Source organism: Specibacter sp. NPDC057265 (assembly GCF_042668835.1).
In the GTDB taxonomy this organism is placed as follows: domain Bacteria; phylum Actinomycetota; class Actinomycetes; order Actinomycetales; family Micrococcaceae; genus Specibacter.
Genome location: NZ_JBHUYE010000029.1, coordinates 1 through 21,421, shown reverse-complemented (window position 1 = coordinate 21,421; position 21,421 = coordinate 1). Strand labels below are relative to the sequence as shown.

Annotated in this window: 11 protein-coding genes and 2 pseudogenes; 5 read left to right on the top strand and 8 right to left on the bottom strand. The window is 55.5% G+C overall.

What is annotated here, in order from left to right:
- The first annotated feature begins 407 nt into the window (after window positions 1-407).
- Together ACFUCV_RS14320 and ACFUCV_RS14315 are read left to right on the top strand one after the other, a co-directional pair.
- Window positions 408-1,028, top strand: a complete 621-nt coding sequence (locus tag ACFUCV_RS14320) for a helix-turn-helix transcriptional regulator (protein WP_380816898.1) — start codon at window positions 408-410, stop codon at window positions 1,026-1,028.
- Window positions 1,025-1,585, top strand: coding sequence for a DUF6036 family nucleotidyltransferase (locus tag ACFUCV_RS14315; RefSeq protein ID WP_380816896.1), 561 nt, complete (start codon window positions 1,025-1,027; stop codon window positions 1,583-1,585). Before ACFUCV_RS14320 ends, ACFUCV_RS14315 begins: the two co-directional genes overlap by 4 nt.
- On the opposite strand, the gene ACFUCV_RS14310 is transcribed toward ACFUCV_RS14315, so the two are convergent.
- The 5 genes from ACFUCV_RS14310 to ACFUCV_RS14290 form a co-directional block, all read right to left on the bottom strand.
- On the bottom strand, window positions 1,582-2,055 hold the full coding sequence (locus tag ACFUCV_RS14310) for a LysE family translocator (RefSeq protein WP_380816895.1): 474 nt from the start codon (window positions 2,053-2,055) through the stop codon (window positions 1,582-1,584). The genes ACFUCV_RS14315 and ACFUCV_RS14310 overlap by 4 nt on opposite strands.
- A gap of 1,479 nt (window positions 2,056-3,534) precedes the next feature.
- A complete protein-coding gene (locus ACFUCV_RS14305) occupies window positions 3,535-3,879 on the bottom strand; it encodes a hypothetical protein (RefSeq protein WP_380816893.1) in 345 nt (114 codons plus the stop codon).
- 71 nt (window positions 3,880-3,950) lie between these two features.
- On the bottom strand, window positions 3,951-8,411 hold the full coding sequence (locus tag ACFUCV_RS14300) for a hypothetical protein (RefSeq protein ID WP_380816890.1): 4,461 nt from the start codon (window positions 8,409-8,411) through the stop codon (window positions 3,951-3,953).
- 88 nt (window positions 8,412-8,499) lie between these two features.
- Window positions 8,500-13,059 (bottom strand): NACHT domain-containing protein, encoded by a 4,560-nt coding sequence (locus ACFUCV_RS14295; RefSeq protein WP_380816888.1) that lies wholly within the window; start codon window positions 13,057-13,059, stop codon window positions 8,500-8,502.
- Between the two features lie 1,101 nt (window positions 13,060-14,160).
- On the bottom strand, window positions 14,161-15,261 hold the full coding sequence (locus ACFUCV_RS14290; RefSeq protein ID WP_380816886.1) for a hypothetical protein: 1,101 nt from the start codon (window positions 15,259-15,261) through the stop codon (window positions 14,161-14,163).
- A gap of 868 nt (window positions 15,262-16,129) precedes the next feature.
- On the opposite strand from ACFUCV_RS14290, the pseudogene ACFUCV_RS14285 reads away from it, so the two are divergent.
- Window positions 16,130-17,323, top strand: a pseudogene (locus ACFUCV_RS14285) (IS3 family transposase).
- 29 nt (window positions 17,324-17,352) lie between these two features.
- On the opposite strand, the gene ACFUCV_RS14280 reads toward ACFUCV_RS14285, so the two are convergent.
- A complete protein-coding gene (locus tag ACFUCV_RS14280; protein WP_380816885.1) occupies window positions 17,353-18,111 on the bottom strand; it encodes a GIY-YIG nuclease family protein in 759 nt (252 codons plus the stop codon).
- Between the two features lie 432 nt (window positions 18,112-18,543).
- Between ACFUCV_RS14280 and ACFUCV_RS14275 the strand changes: the two genes are divergently transcribed.
- Window positions 18,544-19,437: an oxygenase MpaB family protein gene (locus ACFUCV_RS14275; protein WP_380816883.1), complete on the top strand. Its 894-nt coding sequence runs from the start codon at window positions 18,544-18,546 to the stop codon at window positions 19,435-19,437.
- A gap of 595 nt (window positions 19,438-20,032) precedes the next feature.
- Here the strand turns inward: ACFUCV_RS14275 and ACFUCV_RS14270 are convergent.
- Together ACFUCV_RS14270 and ACFUCV_RS14265 are read right to left on the bottom strand one after the other, a co-directional pair.
- A complete protein-coding gene (locus ACFUCV_RS14270) occupies window positions 20,033-20,374 on the bottom strand; it encodes a hypothetical protein (RefSeq protein WP_380816880.1) in 342 nt (113 codons plus the stop codon).
- Window positions 20,375-20,377: 3 nt separating this feature from the next.
- The gene (locus tag ACFUCV_RS14265; RefSeq protein WP_380816878.1) at window positions 20,378-20,833 is read right to left on the bottom strand and encodes a prevent-host-death protein; all 456 of its coding nucleotides are present in this window, start codon (window positions 20,831-20,833) and stop codon (window positions 20,378-20,380) included.
- Window positions 20,834-21,122: 289 nt separating this feature from the next.
- Between ACFUCV_RS14265 and ACFUCV_RS14260 the strand changes: the two are divergent.
- Window positions 21,123-21,421 (top strand): annotated as a pseudogene (locus ACFUCV_RS14260) (IS21 family transposase); the annotation flags it as partial.

Genomic DNA, 21,421 nt, shown 5'->3' with positions numbered 1-21,421 from the left:
CCACACGCTACGACAAACTCGCCATCACCTACCGAGCCGGCATAGCCCTCTACGCAACGCTGATCTGGCTACGCCAATAAGGAGACACGTCCTAGTAGCCGGGTCTCACCAACATCCACCAACGGGGGCCGGGCAAAAAGAATGACCCCCTGTTTCCAGGAGGTCATTCTTCGAACATATGTGCCCAAGGTGGGATTCGAACCAGACTATCCCCCTTGCAAATAAAGGGAATTCGCGGACTAACGCGGCAGTCCGGCCCAGTACGATGCAATCCGGGCCAGTCCGACAGGAAATGTGTTGACACTGTCAACAGGCATCATCGGCTCTATCATCCGCGGCCGATTCCTAGCTACGACATGCGGTTGTCACCGTTCGGTGACACAATGGACAAAAGAAGGGATGACGCCGTGACAGTAGAGTGCAACATTGACACACCCGCCGAGGCCGGAGCATTGATCCGTGCTCAGCGAACGGAACAAGGATGGACGCAACTGGCGTTGGCCGATGCGGCCGGCGTCTCACGGAAATTTCTCATTGACCTCGAATCGGGCCACGACCGTGCCGAACTTGGCAAAACCATGGCCGTCCTAGCTGCCTTAGGACTCTCCCTCTCCACTACCACGCCTATCCCCCGCGGCCGCGAGCACGACCCGGAACGACGCGACTACGCAGCCACATTCACAGACCTCATAGCCAAGAAGGACTTTGAATTCGCCATCAAGATGCTCGCCGACTACGCCAGCGCATCCCTGAAAGCAGGGAGACCGCTCCTCCAGCGCAGCCCGCAACTCAAAGACCTTCGATGGTCTGCCGCATTGGCGGGAATTACTAACTACACCGCTCACCTACTCGACCAACCCGCCCCGGACTGGACCAGACACATCCAACCTCTGAACGAGGCTTGGATGCCAGCTGAGTCCTACCGGACCGTCCGCGAACCCATGAAACAACTCACCCAATCTGAAACACCCCACGAGCTCGCCGTCATGAATGTCTTCATCCGCGAACGCAGCCTGGCCACGGTATGAGCGCAGGCGAACTAACTGGCGAGCAAATCCTGACCCTCCTTCATGAACTCTCCAACAGGCTCGCGGCCCGTGGAATTCATGGCGACATCAAACTCGTAGGCGGAGCAGCACTCATCCTGCAGGGCATTGGCAACCGTCCCACCGCAGACATCGACGCCAGCTACGGCGAAAAAACCAACGTCAACAAGATCGTGGCCGAGATGGCCACCGATTACGATCTGGCCAGTGACTGGCTCAATTCCAATGCATCGGCCTTCATCCCCGAGGGCGCCAGCTGGATCGCCCTTGAAGAACTCGATGGACTAACTATCGAAGCAGCCGACAGCGAAACACTTCTGGCCATGAAGATCGCTGCCGAACGAGACAAAGACACCCTTGATATCGCCCGCCTGCTGCGCAAACTCAACATCACCAGCGCCACCGACGCCGTCGACCTCGCGTTCAGCAAGTATGGAGAACACTCCATCCCACTCGCCGCCAGCCGCGACAACTATGTCATCGTTGTCGACGACGCCCTCGACGCCGCGACAACACTCGGCCCCGAATCCCGCCTCTAGCAAAGGCGTCTCCAACAACAGCCAACACGCCCACCTTCACCAAAGTAAACAACGGCATCATTTCCGGGACGGTTCAGGGAGAGATAAAAAACAAACATCTTTGGGTTCGTGATGTTGCAGAGAAAACCCTGCTGAAAGCCTCGAGCCCAACGTTCGGACGAAGGTTGTTTTTGTGACTGCGGATCCAGCGCCTTGCGGAGCGCTGACCGAAGTGATTGAACCCCAAGAAAAATCAGATAGGCAATGCCTGCCCATTTCAGCGTTTCAAACATCCACTGAGACTGCACGACAAACTCGCCGACTCCAACCGCGACCAAGGCGCCCTGAATAGCGGATGCCACACCCACGCCAGCGATTGTCGCTGTCCCAACACCGCGTCCCCGCATCAAAGTGTTCCGAAGAACCATGATGAAATCAACGCCAGGGGCCCGTACGACCACAAGAACAACGAATAGGAACTCCACAGTCACCTTGTACCTCCAAGGCGAGTCTATGCGTGACGCTGTAAAGGAAAACCAGCTTGCCCCCTGATAACCGATTTCCCACGCATTAAACCACCAGAAAGAACCACACCTCGGAACCGTGGAAACCGACGCCCACCCAGCGACAACAGACCACCCCGCCACGCCCAAAACCAGAAAACCGGTCCGGCAAGAAATCAAATCCCCACCGAGCCGGCAATCGGACCATCATGAAAAATCCGGGTTAGATACCTCTAATTTTTCAGCAAAGAGCACCCTCTCGTCCCTTTAACACGCCGTTACAATCCCAGTCCTATGAAAACTCCAGTTTAGCTGTGAGCAAATTCAACATTCGGAGTGGCCCCAAGGGTTGTACCCGTAGCATCCACTACATAGGTGCAGGGAGACTGGTAATGACCCTTTTCCCATGTGATCTGATAACCATGGGCACCCATTTCCACCCAGCCTGAAGGCTGTGATGCCGGCACGGTCCATGTGTAGCCCACAGTAGTGGAAACTGATTGAGACAAACCTATAGAGACCCCTACAGAAGGACTGGCACTCGCAAAAACGGCCCTGGCTTCAGCTGTAACGGTTGTCTGTAGCTCACCCGAAACCGTGGTTGTGGTACCAGCCGAAATACTAAGTACACCGCCACTTTCTCCGTAAACACGAGTACTCGAATCTCCGATGTATTGATCCGTTTGCGTGGTCGTGTATTGGGGGCCTGCTTCGCAGACGAGAGGAGTGGCGACATCCGGAATTAAAGGACTAGCACTTGCAGGCATTGTCATTCCAACTACAGACAAAGTTATAGACCCATTGCCGCAAGAACCATCTTCTGAGTTTTCTTCATTTTTATACCCTATTCGCTAGTTTACTGACCGGTACGCCGTTATGTAGTACTCAACTTCGACAGGAACGGTAATCCTCACGGAGCCTTTTTCGTTAGACTCTTTAAAAGGAGGCGTCTGATAAGAATTGATATTCGGTCCGCCACACGACTTACCACCAGTCTTTGCCGTCTGCTCATTGATATTGTTTACTACTGATACCTCATATGGGACCCTACTGTCACAAGTTAGGACTAGAATAAGCGACTCCGATGCCGCAATGGATAGCAAGTCAACACTCGTAGGACCCTGACGCTTCTCGTTAAGGAGTAATTCTGCGGAGGAAATATTCTTCGGCATTAACTCTGGATTAGCACGCCAAAAAGGATCTGCACTTTGGGCCGAACCCGTATCAAAAAGACTTGCCATTATAGGCTTACTCGTCGAATTTGCAGAGCTTGAATTCGAGGGTTCATTCACAGGGCTGAGAGTAGCGGAATCGCTATATGTTTCGGATGAGCAACCTACGGCTAAAAATCCTAGCGTGGTTACAATTGTCGCAAGGGTTAGTTTTCTATACTTACTCAAAACACCACCTCTGTCCTGGGCTACCAGGCCATTAGTATGAATGTAATATCTTCTAACTATTAAAAAGTTACTCTTTGGTATTTTCGGTGTCAAACTTTCTTGAAATGAAATAGAATTGTTTGACACAATTTTGCTTTTTCTCCTCAGTAGGCGTACCTTCAGCGATTCCACTCCAGTTCAAAAGGGTGAATTTCACGAACAACTTACGCATGCCCTCGCCCGATGCGGAGTTACGTTCGGGTCTGTGGCCTTCATGGGGGACATCAGGCTTGTAGGAGGCGTCGCGCTCGCCCGGCAGGGTATCGGCAATCGCCCTATCGCAGACATCGATGCCAGCTTTGCCGGAAAGGTCAGCGTCAACTCTATCGTGGCCGAGATGGCCACAGACCATGCCCAGACAAATGAATGCCACAGCCCCCTCGCCTCCGTATTCTTCTCCGGCAACGCCAGCTGGATCGTCCTCGAAGAACTCTTCCGTCGGGCCTACAGCCGCTCAGTTTCGGCGATTGCCTGGTCCACGCCGTGTATTCCGAGTTCAAGGAGGGAATCCAGGACGTCGAGCAGTCCTGCCCGATGAATCTTATTGCGAGATTGCGCTAAGCCGCGAACCACGAGTTCACTGATGTAGTACGCGTCGCCAGCAGCGCTTGTTCGGAAGTCGCGGGCGTCACTTCCAAAGTCAGAAATGAACTGTTCCGATGCCTTCAGAATTAGCTCATCGACTTTGTCCGGTGCGTGCTGAAGTGTTATCAATAGCTGTGGCGTGGCATGGCCGTAGGCCGGCGAGTCGATAAGTGCAGTCAGCAAATGCGTGAAGGGGCGGAGTGGGCGTTCACGTAGGTGAGGAGCGACATTTGCGGCAGCTCCTAGGACTTCGTCATCATCGTCATTCAGCAGGCCGATCAGGGCAGACATTGCAAGCTCAGTGTTCGACGTACGATCAACTCGATTGGCGCAGATCTCCGCGGCGCCCTTTCGCGTTCTGACACTACCTTCCAATACCTGCTTCATTAGCTCGGGACGGTCCCATTCGAGGGCGGCGAACGCGGCGAGTCTTCCGCCGGCCTCACGCACCTCGTCGTCTTGGGACGCCAGCATCCGCTGAATGACGGGGTCGATGATTTCCGGATCGACATTGCCAATGTATAGCATCAGGCGCTGTACCATCCCTGCCGCCAAGATTCGATCGTCGGTATCGATAAGCTTCTCGAACGCCGCGATTCCATCCGGACGAGCATGTCGGAGCGCCGCTGCTAGCATGTATGCAACGCAAGATCGGACGAAGATAACCGAGTCCGTGGCAAGTGCGTCGAGATGCGGTCTAATGAGATCGGTCCGTGCTCCGTCAACGTCGTAAATAAGCAGGTCACCAAGTGTTTCGGCGAGACTGCCTCGCGCCGTGTTGATGCCATTGCTATGCATATCGGCAGCACTTCTGCCGTCGTCTCCCTCGCGAGTGAAGATGGGCCTGTCATCTTCGGGGTCCAAAGACTGGAGTGCGCGGTCGCAGAGAAGTTTCACGAGGTCTAGTGGGACGTCGCGGTAATAGCGTTGCAACGCGTTGCCAAGCCATCTGTCGACGCCATCATGTCCAAGGGACGCGATATGTCGAACGGCATCATAAATCAGTGGAGCCGTCTCGTCAGAGCGGTCGGCATCCGCGAACCCCATCAAGAAAGCGTCGGCGTACGATGCATGGTGTTCTGGCGCCAGCCTAAGTGCCAAGCGGGCAAATCGGTTCGGGTCTGTAGCTACTTGCTCACGAAGGACATGCGACAAGTTGCGGGCTCCTCCAGTGAAGTTGCCCCAATTTGTTTCGTCAGAGTTGTATCTGGTCAAGGCCCTAAGCCACTGATCATCGGTCATCCTGCTTGCTGCATGGGATCCAATAGGCGAACCGATCGTGCCACTGATAATGCCGCGCGGCCTCGACGGCGCGGCGACCTGGAACTTTCGGCGGTACTCACCCAGCCGACGTACACCGTCTGTACTCAGTCGATGCTCCTCAAGTGCTGAAAGGAAGGTGAACGCAGTCCGTCCGAAACTGTGTCGACTTTCATAAGCGTTACGCAGGTCGCGGAACTGGTCCTCAAGCTGCTCGTGAACCTCGTCACTAACGTGTGGCACAACAGCCTCGACCAACTCGCGTGCAGCCCAAAACGGGTCTGACATGTACCCGCACTTAAGGCGGGCACCGCCTTCCAGGATCAGAGTCGCCGCCCAATCAGCGAAGTTGGCAGCACCGGCCGTCAGTGCCCGGTAAAGCAAGAACTGAGCGGCATCGTGCGGATCGGCCGCTAACTCCTCGAAAAGAGGTTGAATCTCGTGGTGTGCAGTCCGGGCAAGTGCTTCGAGTGCACGAACTGTGCCGGCGAACAACACATCATCAAGATCTCGGTCGCCGAGCTCGTCGCCGTCAAATCGCGCGGAGAAGTGCCGATCGTGAATAGGATTTTCGGGACGCGGCGCATAGGCCGTGACGGCCATGACCTGCCGCAAATACGGAACGACTACTTGGGCAAAGATTAGGGGCTCGGCAATGGCAGCCTCGCGCACCAGCTCTACTGCCCCGTAGTCGTGAAGCTTGAGGAGAGCCACCTTTCCACTCTCTTCGAGCAGAAGGCCTTCTGCGTGGTCTAGGACCCGTGCCTGGATCAACTCAATTGCCCACAGCGGTTTGTGCTTCGCAAGGCCATGAACCGCCAGCCACAACTCATGCTCAATAGCGTCGAAGTCACCTTCGCGGACCGCCGCAAGTACAAGGTCGAACAACGCACGATTCTGATGTATGTCGGAAAACCGGGCGATCCAACGCAGCCAGTCGAGGTACTCCGGCCTATCCTGACGTGCATGTAGAAGTTCGGCGACTTCGCCAGGTAGCTCCTTGATCACGCTCATCATCAGGTTGACCGCACGCTGCTGAAGAGTCTTCTCGCCGCTATCAAGCCAAGCGGCGATCGTGTCGTCTTCGTAGAACCTTCTAAACCACGGGGCGCGGCGTGTGTGCAACCAGAGTTGCTCCTCGAACCGCGGCGCCCTTGCAGAAATCTCGAAGACAACCTCGGCGTCCTCGCTGGTAGGTGAATCGAGGTCGGACACCACTGCAAAGACTGTCTGCTTGACATGGAAACGCACCTGTTCGCTCGTCAACACGGCTGATGCTTCAACCCAGAAGCGCTCAGGCTCACGTTCATAGAGGTGCTGCAGAATCTGTCGAACTTGGGCTCGTCGGAACAGTTCCTGCTCGTCCCGACGCAGAAAGTCGACCAATGACTCTGATCGCGATACCCACTGCCGAGCAAAAGCGTAGTCAAAAAATGTCTCGTGGAAGAACGCTATTCGATCGCCGTCACGTGCCAGAACGTGCTCGGAAACTAGCACATTCGCATCCTCGATTAGGTCGCCGTTATCAAGTATCTCGACTGGGACGGAGAGCATCTGACGGTCGCTTGCCGCGTTGGCGACCCGGCTGAGTACCTCATTGAATTGAACGTTTGGGCGCCTTACACGAGAAGTTTGCCGCTTACGCTCCCAATAGGCCTCAAACAAGGAGCCTTTGGACTGAAACGTCAGGGCTCCTCCTAGGCCCGCTATTGTCTGAAGTAGCACGAGGTGCATTGGAGTTCGCAGGATCGATCGTTGGGAAGCGGTCAGACGCGTCGCATCGAGACCCATTTCGGTGACGGTCGCGTTGATTACCTCCGCAGACAGAGGGCCGACCGACACCTTCACCGTGTCCGGCCGGTCTGCCAGCGACCGAATCCGATGGTCATTGTCAATGTCGAACTCCCTGCAGGCAAAGATGACCTTGACGCCCGGCACTGATAGTGCTTCCCTAATGAGGTCCACAACGATGTCGAAGCTCTCGGGAATTCGTCCCGACGCGAGGCTGACCGCATCGAGCTGATCGATGACAAGAATCGCGTTCCGATCCTCCGCTGCCAGCGCCAAAGCAACAGCCGGTGAGGTGTCTAGTCCAAGCTGTCGGCCCAAGTCCGTTGTTGAAGCGAACGAGCCGAGGCGGTCAAGGCGAATCGCGAGCACCTCCGCACCTGTCGCTTCAAGTGCCTCAACGGACTGTTCTAGAACGGAACTCTTGCCGCCACCCGCAGTACCTGCTACGAAGCCGATCCGGTGATCGCGAAGCATGTCTATTATCTGAGTGGCTTCGGCACGCTCAATTCGTGGCTTAAGTTGTTCGCGTCGGATTGACTCACGCCAACTGTTAGTGACGGTACGTACTTGCTCGTGCGCGCTTTGGTGGGTTGCGGCCTCGAGCGGACGGATGCCTTGCTGAGCCAGCATCTCCAAAAGTTCAGTGTGAGTGAGACGCCGGCCAAGGTTGTCGAGAAGGATGTCCCCAATAGTGAGCGCAATCATGGGCCCCCTGGCCCCATCCAACTGACGACCGGCAAGCATCCCGTTCATGCGGATGATGTCGTGCTCGTCTTGGACCGAGAACCACATACCTCTCAATGTGTCCCATACCCTCTGCGGACTGCCAAGAATGTCCGCGGCCGACAACTGATCGAAGACAGGACGGAGCTCCCCTGTCAACCAGAACTGTGTGAACGAAATGGGATCGGAAGCTTTGCGCGCACGCTCAGCCAGCTCCTGCAACGGACGGCAAGGGACGAGGGATACGAAGTGAAACTCACGGCCTGCGGCAACATGACTGGCAGCCGCCTCGAATACCTTGAGGTCGGATAGGGACTTCACTGTCCAACTATTACTGTTTCCGTTCTGACGCTTGAGTTGATGTACCTCGGTAGATGTACCCCTTGCAAAGGTAAATTCCGACCCTTTGCCGAATTCAATATCCACATCTTCGAGCGTCAGTGAATAACGGTCATCGGCGATACAGTAAAGCGCATGCCTGATGGCCCACGCTGCCTCATATTTATTCCCCAGTTTGTCGGCTTCACCGCCCGTCCTCGGACTCACACGGCCTCCAAACTGCAAACGATTTTTTCACCAATGTCCACAACACGCGCCACCATAACCAGGCATCTGGCACGCGCCAAACACACGTTCACTGGATTGCCATCGTCGTTGTGGCGTAGGTGGTAGCGGTTGGCCTTGCCATCCGAAAGAGTATCGGAATTACGTAGTGGCCTCTATCGACAAGTAGTTGTTGTGCCTGGTCTTTGAGGTTCGCGGCGACACCATCCAAGTTGAGTCGGCGGGCGGATGTAAGACGATGATCTGAAGTATCAGTCCATTGTTCCGGACTGGCGCAAAAGACGACGTAAATACCGGCAACACCATCGACTTCGGAAAGGTACCTCGAGGACAATTGGGTTTCCTGTGACGACAAAAGACCCGCGTTCCATGATCCCTTCACTTCAATGACCACTTTTGCCTCGTTGGCAGGGCCTGATGTCCCTACATCGTTGATATAGCGTGATTGAACGTATAGGTCGGTGCGTTCGCCTGCCCCTTGGTGATTTGTGGGTTTGATCATCACCTCGCGATTTACGATAACCGCTGTGTTTCTGAAGTGCAGGTCGAGGGCAAAGGCCAAATACGCGCACATTGCGGCCTCTGATTTCGGTTGCCACAACTCACCTATGCCCTCATCCGTATAGTTCTTGGGGACCATGTTCCAGAGGAGGTCGGCGAGAATTGACTGGCTGGATTCCAGTTCCACGATCACCTGGTGGATGACAGATGCGAGTTCCGCATCCGTGCGTGCAAACCTGCGGTTTGGGGAGGCGAGCAGGCTGATGACTTCGCCCGGTGTTGGCTGTTGCCACTCCGATTCGGACAGCCTGTCGCGAATTTCCAAGAGTGCCGCACGCACGGTGAGGTCTTCTGGACTGCGCAGGTGTAGGTCTTTTAATTGGGCCAGCGCTTCGGCAGTGCCCGCTGCAGCTATTTGAGCTGGCAGAGAGTCTCTCCAGCGGCCAGCCTCCTCTTCAGCACTTACAGTATGAACGCCGGAGTGAACTGGGACCCGTGGAAAGAGACCGTCGAGCCAATCGTATTGTCCTCTAAGAGTCGACGGAGAAAATGTGGTGGTCGAGGGTAAAAACTGTCTTGGTCGTGCGGCGGCCAATGCTATGCCGCGAGAGAGTGCTTCATCGGTTCTTGCCGCCTGCTGGATGACCTGCCACGAAGCATCTGTTCCCACAGCAAATAATGAACTGGCCGCTTCGATCGTCCATGATCTGCTGTTCTCGTTGTCTGATTTGACGATCCGTTCAAGAAGCGTGAGCCCCCTCGCAGGTTCGGAGTCAACGATTTTCTTGACGATCGCATGCCAGGTCATGAGCTTCATAGACCAATCGTGATCCAGATCAGTGGTATCGGTCTGGCCTTCAGCAACTTCCATAGGCCTTTTCGAGCCACCGGAGTCACGAATCTGTTCTTCCAAAGAGCACCACAGCTCCAGGATTGGAGGATGCCAGGCTGTATCAAGAAGCTCGATCTCTTCTGAATAAGACCGCCACTGGGTTTCAGTTCCAATGCACCGTCTGAGAGCCGACATAAAAGCCTCTGGTGCATTCGTAAGGCCAAGTTTGAGAAGTGCCTGCCGGCGTTTTCGGGCACTTTCGTCCCTGCTGGTAGCCCAAAAAGTGACGATCGAGCCGCACCATTTCGCCCAAGCTATGTCTTCCATTTTGTCTTCACAGCCGGTCTGGATCAGGACGACGAGTGCAACATAGCCGGCAGTCGCGTAGATGTTGTCCACGCGCGTTTCCAGCGATTCGTCCGAATGGTCATGGGAAATCTCCAAGTAGGACCTGCTTGCCTCGACCCACAAGCCAGTGTCGACGCTGGCTAACTTTCCCCACCCAGGAAAGGACGTAATGTCATCGGTGCGGTCGAAGCTGTAGCGGCCTGTCTCTAGATCGACCATCATGGCGTTGATGAGGTTCGCATATACCAATGCGTCTGAACCAGGTCCTGCAGCAAGTAGGTCGTCACTTGAGGCCGTCCACTTCTCAACGAAACCGACGCGGCCACGCCACTGCCGTCGCCCTAGCTTCTTGACGTATTCGTGTCTCTCTCGAAGCTCCTTAGCCTCCATTGAATCTATCTCAATAGCTTCGAAGTACCCACAAGCCGACTTGGCATAGCGTTTTCCACTGTGAGGCCACAATAATTCTATTACTCTTGGGTTATCCGTAATCGCGATGGCGAAGACGAAGGCATCGATGACGTCTGCAAGGTCGGATTCGCTGACCGATAGTCCGGCCCCGATGCCGAGAAGCCACTCGAGATCAAGGGGACTCAAGAGGTTGGATTCCACGGCGAACTCGTCGGGAGCGACCACAATTTCCCAGTTCCGTTGCTTTGATTGCAGTCGCGTATTCGCGATCAGATGAGCCAAGTACCACAGGCCTCCTTTACTTCCACCGCCATCAGCCGCTGCTCTGGCCAGAGAAATAATCAACCGTCGTCGTATCGTTTCAGGGAGGACTTCCTTCCACAGCCCAACTGGATCATCACCGTCTAGGGAATGGACAATGGTGCGGGCAACGTTGCCCATCGCCTCTTCGCTGAGGGGCAGTTCCAAAGCACGGTTGATAATCTGCGCTCTAATCGTGTGCGAAGGGGTGACCAACGGCTGGTCGGCTAGGCTGCTTGCAGACTCCACGGACTCGAAATCCGTGGCCACGGCACTTGCAAGCCATTTCAGCAGTTTATCTATGTGTTCTGCTGGAATCCGATCCGAGAGCCCGAGGATAAAGTGCGTCAGAACCCCAAACATATCCGGATTTGCGGGCAGTGACAGGTGCAGACAAAGCTCCGCTGCATCCAGGTCAGTTGGATACATCTGCGTCAATAATTGCCCCCTAAGTTCGTCGAACCGATCCGCAGCCAAGATTCCTTCCCGCGTCGCCAGCGACCCGAGTACCGTCCGCGCTGTGGATCTTGTCTCCTCCACCGAAATATCCCAAGCAACTCTGGCAGCGTGTGCTCGAATGTGAGCAGGCACCTCTTCATTGTCCAAAGTTGCCAGTAACGCAGGCAGAAAAGTCGGCTCTGGCAGTTGCTCCATCAAACGCAAAACCAGACGAAGCCCAGCTGCAGTGTCCCACGAGGAATCGCCCAAACTTCTGAAGTGGATGTACGCATCGTTGAGTACTGTCCCTATCCCGTCAAAGTTTAGGAAGTTGAAATTCCTTTGCCAGCGGAGATTGCTGAGTTCATAGTCGCCGGCGTTCTCCAACAGCACTTTGACGACCATGGTTCGAACTTGGTCTGATGAAATTAGTCGAGCGTGTTCGATGATCGTGAGGGGATCAGCATCCAGAATCCAACCGTTGCGATCCGAATCCATAGCCACGAGCCACGAAGCCAACTCCCGATGTGGCGTGGCAATTCGAGATTCCTTCGGAAGATGTGCGGGGACCAAGATCTGTCGGAGCTGTTCCTCAGGGATTCCGGAATCGACGATTCTCTTGGCGGCCAAGAATGCCATGATGGAGCCGTGTCTGAATATGAAGCCGCTGGTCTGGCTCCCGATGAATAGGGGGCTCCTCAAGACTTGGATGACTATCTCATTCGACACCAATAAGCCGGCGTCGCCGATACTAAGCTGCCTGCCGACAATTGATTCAGCTGGCCATCGATGGTCAGCGCTAATCTGGACTCCAGATTCGTGCATAGTGAGTTGGCTTGAAATCAGTGAAATGGCGGCCAGCTGTTCGGCAACAAGAAGCAACTCCTCTGTCGAGAAGCTTGAATTACGCATCCCCGACGAATCACCGTTATAGCCCTTCAGGAGTACCGCAGCCGCGCGGTGGAAAACATGAAGGAGCTCGTCAGGGAGCTCTTCATCAGATTCAAATATTCGGGCAAGCATAATCAATGTCAGTGGATATGATCCGAGGGCACCAAGACCACGATCGGCAACCTGTTGGATGAAGTCCGCGGCGTGACTCAAACTGGAAGACAAACAGAACGCGGCCATGCTCGTGGCTTGTTCAACTGTCATAGGCAAGAGATCCACTGTTTTTGTCGAGATTCCTGCGCGGGCAAAGGAGTCGTTGGCTCCCGTCGGAAAGTCAGCGGTTCGACACACTACCAGGATCAATACATTTTGAAGACTTACGGGTTGCAGCAACTTTGCAATCCAGTCCAGAAGGCGGGCGGATTTACCAGACTCATCAACCTGGTCCACGACAACCACAAGGTTCGTTTCAGAACGTTCGCTCTGACAGGCCAAACTGTCGACAGGCGCGTTGGCAATTGTCCGGACAGGTAGCTCGGCAAAATATTCGTTCAGAGCCTCCCTCGTCGTTTGGCGGCTAGCATCAATGTCCTGTGCATGCAATTCAACCAACTGGCACTCTGGATTCGAAGCAACAGTTTGTGACACCTGATTGGATGCCACACTTTTTCCGATTCCTGGCTCTCCAAGCAAGAAAACGACCGAATGTTTGGAAACAACTTCCGATAAGTACGTGGGCGCCCGGTCAACATTGCAACATTCATCAACTCTGGATGTATCAAGAAAGCCAGACTCCAATGAGTACAAGTCGAAATCAACATCCGAGTCCGCCCCGTTGCGCAGCTTTGGCTCCCACCGGTCAACCACCAAACGTGGAATGGCAGCGTGTTCTGCGGCACTGACGTTCACTGGCATTCTCCAAGGCAATCGAGTTATGTGCGGCGGTTCAAACGCTTTGGTGTGGCGGAAAGCAATTTCGAGGGCACCAACAAGGTCCCCGAGGCCGACCTTTCAGTATGCTCCCTCATCCAGCGAGGAACCTTATCTGAGTCTATCGAGCCGCTCGGGTTTGCATACCATTTTGGCATTGCGACAATTGGTTAGTGAATCGCTCCAGGTTTGATGCCTCCTTCTTCCCAGTTGGAAATAACACCAGCAGCTGCCAAGTCACAGATTGCGGATTACCGCAGGTACTTGTTCATCGCCTACGCGACGTGCCGATCAGTCTATGGCGTCGGTGACCTCCTGGAGGGCCTGGGGCATGAGGAGGCCAAAGAAATCCTCCGTCGTGGTGGTTCTTTGCCGAGCGGGCAGGAGATGATGAGCAACGGAACACCTTCGTGGATTGGCCAAGATGAAAGGCCACGTCTTGACGGCGAGTGGCGCTACGGCAGGCCACTGAACAGAACCGAGCGTGCTCACGGATACCTTTCGCGGTGAACTCCTTGCCGCATTCGATACAGGACAAATGACGAGCCGTAGAAGCTCTGTGGCGGCAGGAAAGGGAACAGGTCTGGGCTCGCGTTGCTGTGCGGTTGTTTTCCCGTTCGCGGGGATGGTTTGTCCGCAGATCTCGCAACTGTTATCGGCGAAAAACCTCGTGGGTGGCATCCCGTCTCCCCATCTCCGGCCACCAACGGAATCCTGAGAACAGCCGGTGAGTGATTAGACGTAAGGATAGCGGCCGCCTACGACGAATGACGACCGCTATTGCTCCTTGGTCTGCGTTGGTGTGATACGCCTTCGCGATGGCGACGCACTAGCTAGCGTTCCTGGCGCTGTGGCACCCTCTGGAATACACCGTTTGAACTGCGGGCGTTCTATGGCTTCGTGTGAACCTATTTTGTCTCGGCGAATCCCGATTCTATGCGGTCCGAGAATAAAGTTCCCACGGTGCGTCACCAAGGGGTAAACTCAGTGACATTTAATCCCCTAGACATGAATTTCCGTACAAGTCCTCCTCAGGCCCCAGCTTCAGGTCTCAGATATTTCAGTCGCTTCTACTGACCATCAAAGTAGTGAGTTGGACTGCATTGTTCTACGACTACTTGGGAGCGTTTTTGAGAGAAATTCGTAGTAGCCCCAAGCCTCTTTGAGGATCGGGTTCTGACGTTTCATTTGGTCTTTACTAAATGCACCCCCAAAGCGTCCTCCTTCCCCTTCCGGGTGGGCATGGTCGATGACCATCTTGGCGGCGGCAATTTCGGGAAGCCCTACCAGGAATTCGAGATCACGCAACGAAAGAGTTGTCACAGGGACTTCACCGGATGAAGCGAACCCGGAGAAAGGTGTACCTGCAAGATAGAACTGCTCAGCGGTAGTCACAATGCCAATCATTAGCCGATCCGTCGGGATGTGGGCGAACGCTGGGTGACCTTCGCGAATTAGCTTCGCGGTCTTATCGATTTGTTGGCGCGCTGCGCCGAGATAGCGCTGCATTACTGCGCCGAGTGAGTCGCCGCCTGCTTGGGCATCAAGGGTGAGCCGCGCAGCCTTACACTCGACAAGAACGACCGCCGAGTCCGATACCCAGAGCCAATCAACGCTGTGCTTGGACTTTGCGTATTCAATTTCGCCGTAAAGTTTGACGCCTTCTAGAAGCGCTAGCTGCCGCCCCACATATCGTTGTGTTCGATCACCGAGGCTGTCAGCGAATGTCTTGCCCCACTTGCCCAGGCCACGATAGTAAAGGTTCGGACCTGTGAAAGCACGCGAGATAAGCATGCTCTGTGGCGCCCAGATCCCCGCGTTTCCGAGATCGACAAAAGGAGTAGATTTGAGCGGATTGAAGGCATAGCGTTCCAATCGATCTGGCATTGGCGCCCGCTTTTCCGCGTGTGCATGGGCTACCTTTAGCTCAGAAATCTTGGAGATAAGGAGACTCACCGTCACCTCCAAATCTCGGCGCGGTGCAACTGCCTCGTAGACTTCTTGAAAATGGGGCATATCGAGGATCTCACGATCAAAACGGCCATTGTTGTTCACCACCCATGCGTGGAGGACCATGCTGGCACGCACAGCCTCATCTAGGCCTATGCCCAGAAGATCATCCCACTGGATCGCGGCCTGACCAGGTTCGTTATGGACCAGCAAAGCGTGCGTACGTGCCATCTCCTCGTATGGCGACTCCTGGTAGGGAAACTGCTCATACGCAATGGGTGTCAGGAGCGACGCCGCCGACGGACTTGGGAGAAGGTCACTGCTCGAATTAAATAGGTGCACAAGTCGTTTGAGCCCGCGGTCATCGATCTCACCATGGCGATACTCGTTCCCTCTGAGTGCGGACTCTTTTGCAATCGCTGAGATTGCCCACGGAAACCACGCCCCTGCTGTTGAAACCGCAGATTCTCGCTCCCTCACGGCGCTGTAAGTTGCAATGAATGGCAGAAGCTCAGACGGGCGGTACTTTCGCACTGCTTGGATGAACTCTGAGTATGAAACGTCGCGAGACATCATCTGACCGGAGGCACAAGGCGTGTGCCTCGACTATCTCCGCGGAAATCACCGGTTGTGAAATACGACAAGTATGCAGACATAGCTTCGACATTACACGGCAGCACGACCTCTCTGCAGCTGTGTTTCAAGGCGGTCGCCAAACGAATAGCAAAACAGTACGGATAGCAAAGGGTGCACCGTACCGGGAATTATGCCTCAGTTCGCACGAGGCTTGGCATTCCTTCTACTTGACGTCACATCAGTTCCTGTTAAGCCCAAACTTGCGGGTCATTAAGGCCTCCTTGTAGTGGGACTCAGCCGTGTTCACTTCCGTGGACGGCGTGCTGGGCCCGAACACGCGCAGGAGACTGAAGATGAAGTGGCGGGCGTGATCGGTCTTCTGTTTTGTCGCCTCGCCTGGAACACTGATCTGTGCGAGTTCGCGGAAAGCCATGTTCCCGCCGTGGCCGTCTGGACTGCTATGGAGATTTAGGACAGTGGGCCCTCTTAAAATGGGGGTTCTACTGAAAGAGAGACCAGCAGCATGTCTGCATCAAGATCACGTCGTTCCTATACCCAGGACTTCAAGGATGAGCTCTGCCGTGAAGTCATCAGCACGTCCAAGCCTGTCGTGGATGTTGCCAAATCTTACGGGGTCGGGGCCGAGACCCTGCGTCGTTGGCTCATCAAATACCGGGAGACGCACAACAGTCCTGACGCCGCGGCGACCGGTGCCGAGCTAGCCCGGTTGAAGGATCTCGAGAAGGAAAATCAAGAGCTGCGGGCAGAGAATCTTTTCTTGAAAAAAGCCAGCGCTTACTTCGCGAGGGAGCAGCGGTAGTGAGCAAGTATGAATACATTGAATCCCAACGCAATGACCCGGCCGAGACGAACCCGGTGACGAAGATGTGCCGCTGGCTGGCCGTCTCCACTTCCGGGTTCTACAACTGGTCCCAGCGCCCGCAATCGGCCACAGCAGCCCGCAGGGGCGTCCTTAGCGCCCGTGTTCAGGCGTTCTTCAAGGACTCCGACGGTACGTACGGGTACCGTCGGATCCATGCCGACCTAGCTGCTGCTAGCATCGGGTGTTCCCCGGAACTGGTACGTAAAATTATGCGTGATGAAGATCTGATTCCTTGCCAGCCGCGGCCCTTCCGGAACACGACTGAAGCCGATGCTGAAGCTGCTGCCTTGATCCCGGATCTGGTCAAGCGAGACTTCACCGCTACCGAGCCGGGAGTGAAATTCATCGGCGACATCACGTACATCCATACATGGCAGGGATTCGTCTATCTTGCCACCGTGATCGACTGCTATTCCAAGCGTGTGGTCGGGTGGGCCATCGCCGACCATATGCGTGCTGAACTCGTCGAGACGGCTCTGCGTAACGCTGCCGCCACGACCCTGATCCGCCCCGGTGCTATCTGGCACTCGGACCGTGGCAGCGTCTACACTTCCGCCTCATTCCGGACCCTTGTCAAGGACTTAGGTATGCATTCTTCTATGGGTCGCACCGGCGTGTGCCTGTTGGGATAATGCCGCCGCAGAATTGTTCTTTTCAGCACTGAAAAACGAGCGCGTCTACCGCACGGTCTACGCCACGAAAGAGCAGGCCCGCAAGGACGTCATCCGCTACATCGAGGGGTTTTACAACAGTCACCGGCGCCATTCCGCATTGGATTATCAATACCCCAACGATGTCCATTACAGTTACCAACAGCCGCACCTGGCAGCGTAAGAGAAAACACTAACTCCGCTGTCCGAAATTCACGCAGCAGCCCAGTCCTTGGCATAGGTCGTCCACCGGCCTAAGATTCGTTCGGAGCCATCCGCCTTGCCTACGTACTGCTTTCCGTTGGTGGAATCCGTGATGAGGTAGATCCCTTGTACCTCGGACAGCGCTGCCCGCCAGTCGGAATAGCGGGCATCGTCCACCATGTCCTGCAGCTGCTGGTAAGTGAGCAGAACGCCGTCGAACCCGGGGAAGGGGACTTTGTCGCGGTCGGCAATCTCCAGCACGGGCATGCGCATGGCGCTGACCGCTGATGCGCTTCTATGCCAGCTTCGAGGAGTGTCCCATTCGATGACTATGGGGTCGTTTAGGGGCGAGAGGAACGGCGACGGCCGCAGATCGTAGCATCGGACCTCATCAGTGCGTTCTCCGATCACCTCGCCGTGGTTCTCGAAGGTGCCCCATAGTCGGGAGCGCCGTTTACCATCGGCAAGGAAGACCACCCAGTATCTCGGTGGATTTGCCGGGAAGCGACGCGGGGACAGGTCCTGTTTTTTAGTGTAGTAAAGGACTCGTTCGTCTGAAACGTCTTCGGGCCCGCGCAACCCTTCCGGGTCGTTCGGCTTGAACGTATGCCGGATGAGGTGGATGTCATCCAGCCTAATGGCGGGGTCGAATTCGGCGCCCACGCCGGCGAGAACGTGGCTGAAAGTGAGGGATGCAAATACTGCTGATTCGGCTGGGGCCGAATCATCTTGCACAAGGCAAATGTTCGGTGAGCGATATTCGGGCACAAGAACACCTTATGCCACAGCCCGGACAGTTCGACGGTTCAAGGATGGATATGCGGTGCGTATTTTTTCACCCCTATTGGACGATGAAAAGATGCCAGGCGTAAGCACAATCCCGCATGATGGATCGTGTCAAACGCGAAGAAGACTTCTCCCGTATCTGACCCTGCATTCACAGGGGAAGTGAAGTCAAGCGCGCCTTCTATCAGCCGGTCCTGCCAGGAGCGGTGCGTACGTGAGTTCTGACATTCTACGGTGCGCCGTATTCCGTTGCACCTCATGCGAAATTTGGCTCGGGAAACACGATTACGTACTAAATACGTCCCACGAAACAGACAGGCTTCTCTGGCAGCGCGCCCCTGTGGGTTCTACGATGGATTGATCCCGTTACTCAGCAACACCAAAATCAGCAGCACAGCTATAGGAGGGCTCAAGATGCATCCCACCTCAAGCCTTGCCGAGTCCGAACGCCGACAAGCAGATGCTGCTCCTGACGATTGGGAAGCCCCCTACCGACAGATGGTCCTGCACGACCTCGCCGCCGACATCGAGCTCGGATTCTTCCTCGCTTACTACCGCAACTTTGCCATTCCCAGCATCGCCGCAACATTGCAACGCAACGGCGAAATCACTCAGCGCCCCGTTAAACGCTCCTACGACACCGCCATCGTGACCTACGAACTTATCTGCAACGGACTGGACAGCGAACGCGGCCGCCACATGATCCGCCTGCTCAACCACGTCCACCGCCATGTCCCCGGCAACAACGACGACTTCCTCTACGTGCTACTCACGCTTCTCGTTGTCCCGATCCGCTGGGCCCGGGCACACGGTTGGCGACCCCCAACGCCCGCAGAAGAAACGGCAGCAACACGTTTCTACCAAGAAATCGGCGCGCGCATGAACATAGGAACTATCCCCTCGACATTTGCCGAGGCCGAACAGTTCTTCGACCACTACGAGCGCAAAAACATTGCCCAATCCCCCGGCGGCGTTCAGCTGATGGCCAGCACTGTCCAGGTCCTGAAGTCCAGACTCCCTGGACCCGTCAGGCCCGTCGTCAAACAAATGCTCTCTGTCATGTTCGACGACGACCGCCTCACCGACGCTCTTGGCCTCCCCCGCGCTACACCGCTAAACAAAGCAGCCCTGCATGCTGCATTGAAAGCACGCAACGCTATCCATCGCCGGCGCCCGCTGGCAAAAAAGCCGCATTTCGTCCCTGGTCTGGAAGGATCCAGCCTCTACCCCAACGGCTACCGCCTCGATGACATCGGCCCGGAAAACATCATGACCCCATCCAGCCAGCCGAATCATGAACCGTCGTGACCCCCGCCGCGCTGCCTCGCGAACGATGCTCAATTCGGGCAATTCCCTCGAATTCCCCCGAGGTTGAGCAGGATCCCAAGTGCTCGGATGAGTTGTAGCTCCGTGTCGTGGACGGCACCTGATGGACCGCAGGTCATGGGGTTTTCGACGCAACTCGCCATGAATAGTGTGAAGGAAGAAATACATCCCGAATCACTTAGCAAGGAGCCGCCACGATCGAACCGCAAAAGCAAAATTAACGACTCAAGACTGTGCGTCGCAGGAGCCATCAGCTCAATACCAGGGTCTCGCCAAGCTCGGCCAGCAGGGGCCAGACAAAAAGAATGACCCCCTGTTTCCAGGAGGTCATTCTTCGAACGTATGTGCCCAAGGTGGGATTCGAACCAGACTATTACCCTTGCAAACAAAGGGAAGCCGCTAACTACCGCGGCAGTACGGGCCAGTACGACGCAATCCGGACCAGTCCGGAAAGGAAAGTGTTGACACTGTCAACACACCTGTTTACGCACTGAAACTGATTCGGTTCCCGCGGAAGTAGACTTACCGCCCGTGGCAGAAAATATACATGTCGATGCGTTTCAGTTCGCCGGCATGGTTATTTGGTCTCGTTGGGGTGACTCGTATGAACCTGCTCCAGGTAAACGACCTGGTCCACAACGTAAAACCAGATACGCGCGTTACCTTTGAGGGTTGGTTTATGCTGCCATCGCTCATGGGTAGATCCATCCCGCGTAGCTACCCCCAGCTCACCGCGTAGGCGGTAGTTGTTGGGGGTTGTGGACTGAGGTGTTCTCGTCAGAAAGTCCCACGCGTCAGCCAAGGGATTTTTGATAGTAGCTTTCAGGTCAGTCCAGCCACGCTTCGCCTGCACAGATGCGAACCGAAGCTCGAACTCATTCTTCTTTGTCGGCCGCTCAACCTTTTCACTTTTTGCCATGCCTCAGGGACGCTCGACGGTTTCAGAGTCATCGAGCCAATCGACAGGCTTCTGGCCAAGACCCGCCGCGATAGCCGTCGCTGTTTCACGCCACGACGTGAGTTCCGCAATGGCCAAGTGAGGCTGGTTCGTTGCAAAGGAGGCCCGAGCGGCTGTCAATATATCGTTCGCGCAGAGTTCTTGGTTGGCTTGGCTCAGAGCAAGCATCCACGGGAAGCGGTCACTCATGCGAGATGTAAGACTTCCATTCGAGCTCGTCGACACGGCGACAAGCTGAGCAGCAAGATCCAACAGCGAGGCACGGGCCTGATCTGCACTCTCCGACATCAGCACAAGCGCTTCGCCATCGCGGCGGGTGACCCGAACAGGATGATCCGCCGCGGCAGCGAAGACATCAGCAGAGGAGCGACTCAGCTCAGAGGACTGAAAAATCTTTCTGGACGGGGTTATTGTACTCATACCACTACTCTAACTCAGAACGTATTCTGAACTCAAGAAGCAAGCGCTAGGGTCTGCCCCGGCTCTTATTGACTCCTTGAACTAGCGAGCTGGTGCTCGTCAAAGGGAGGCTAGCCGTGCCCACTGCCTATTGAATATTGTTCTTCTTGGGGGCCATCGTTAGTGCGGGTGGGGGCCGCCAGGAGAAAACGGGATTATTGCTGTTGGGGGCCATCCGTAGCGTTCTTGGGGACCGCGAATTAGGCTCCTTCCACCATGTGAGGGCCACATGGTGGAAGGAACAATTTCAATGGTACGTAGGATCAAGGCGAAGCTTATTCTCAAGCTCCGCGCAGACGGGCTGTCCGGTCGGGCTATCTCGACCTCGGGCGGAGCTTCACGGCGGAGCGTGTCGGGTGTTCTCGAAGCGGCGGAGCAGCGGCACATCAGCTGGGATGAGGTACGGGAGAAGACGGAGAACGAGGTGTACGCCTTGCTTTTCCCTGGCCGAGGGGATTACCAGAGTGTCTATGCCCAGCCGGACTGGGCGGCCGTCCACCACGAGTTGGCCAAGGTTGGTGTGACGTTGAAGCTTTTGCATGGGGAGTA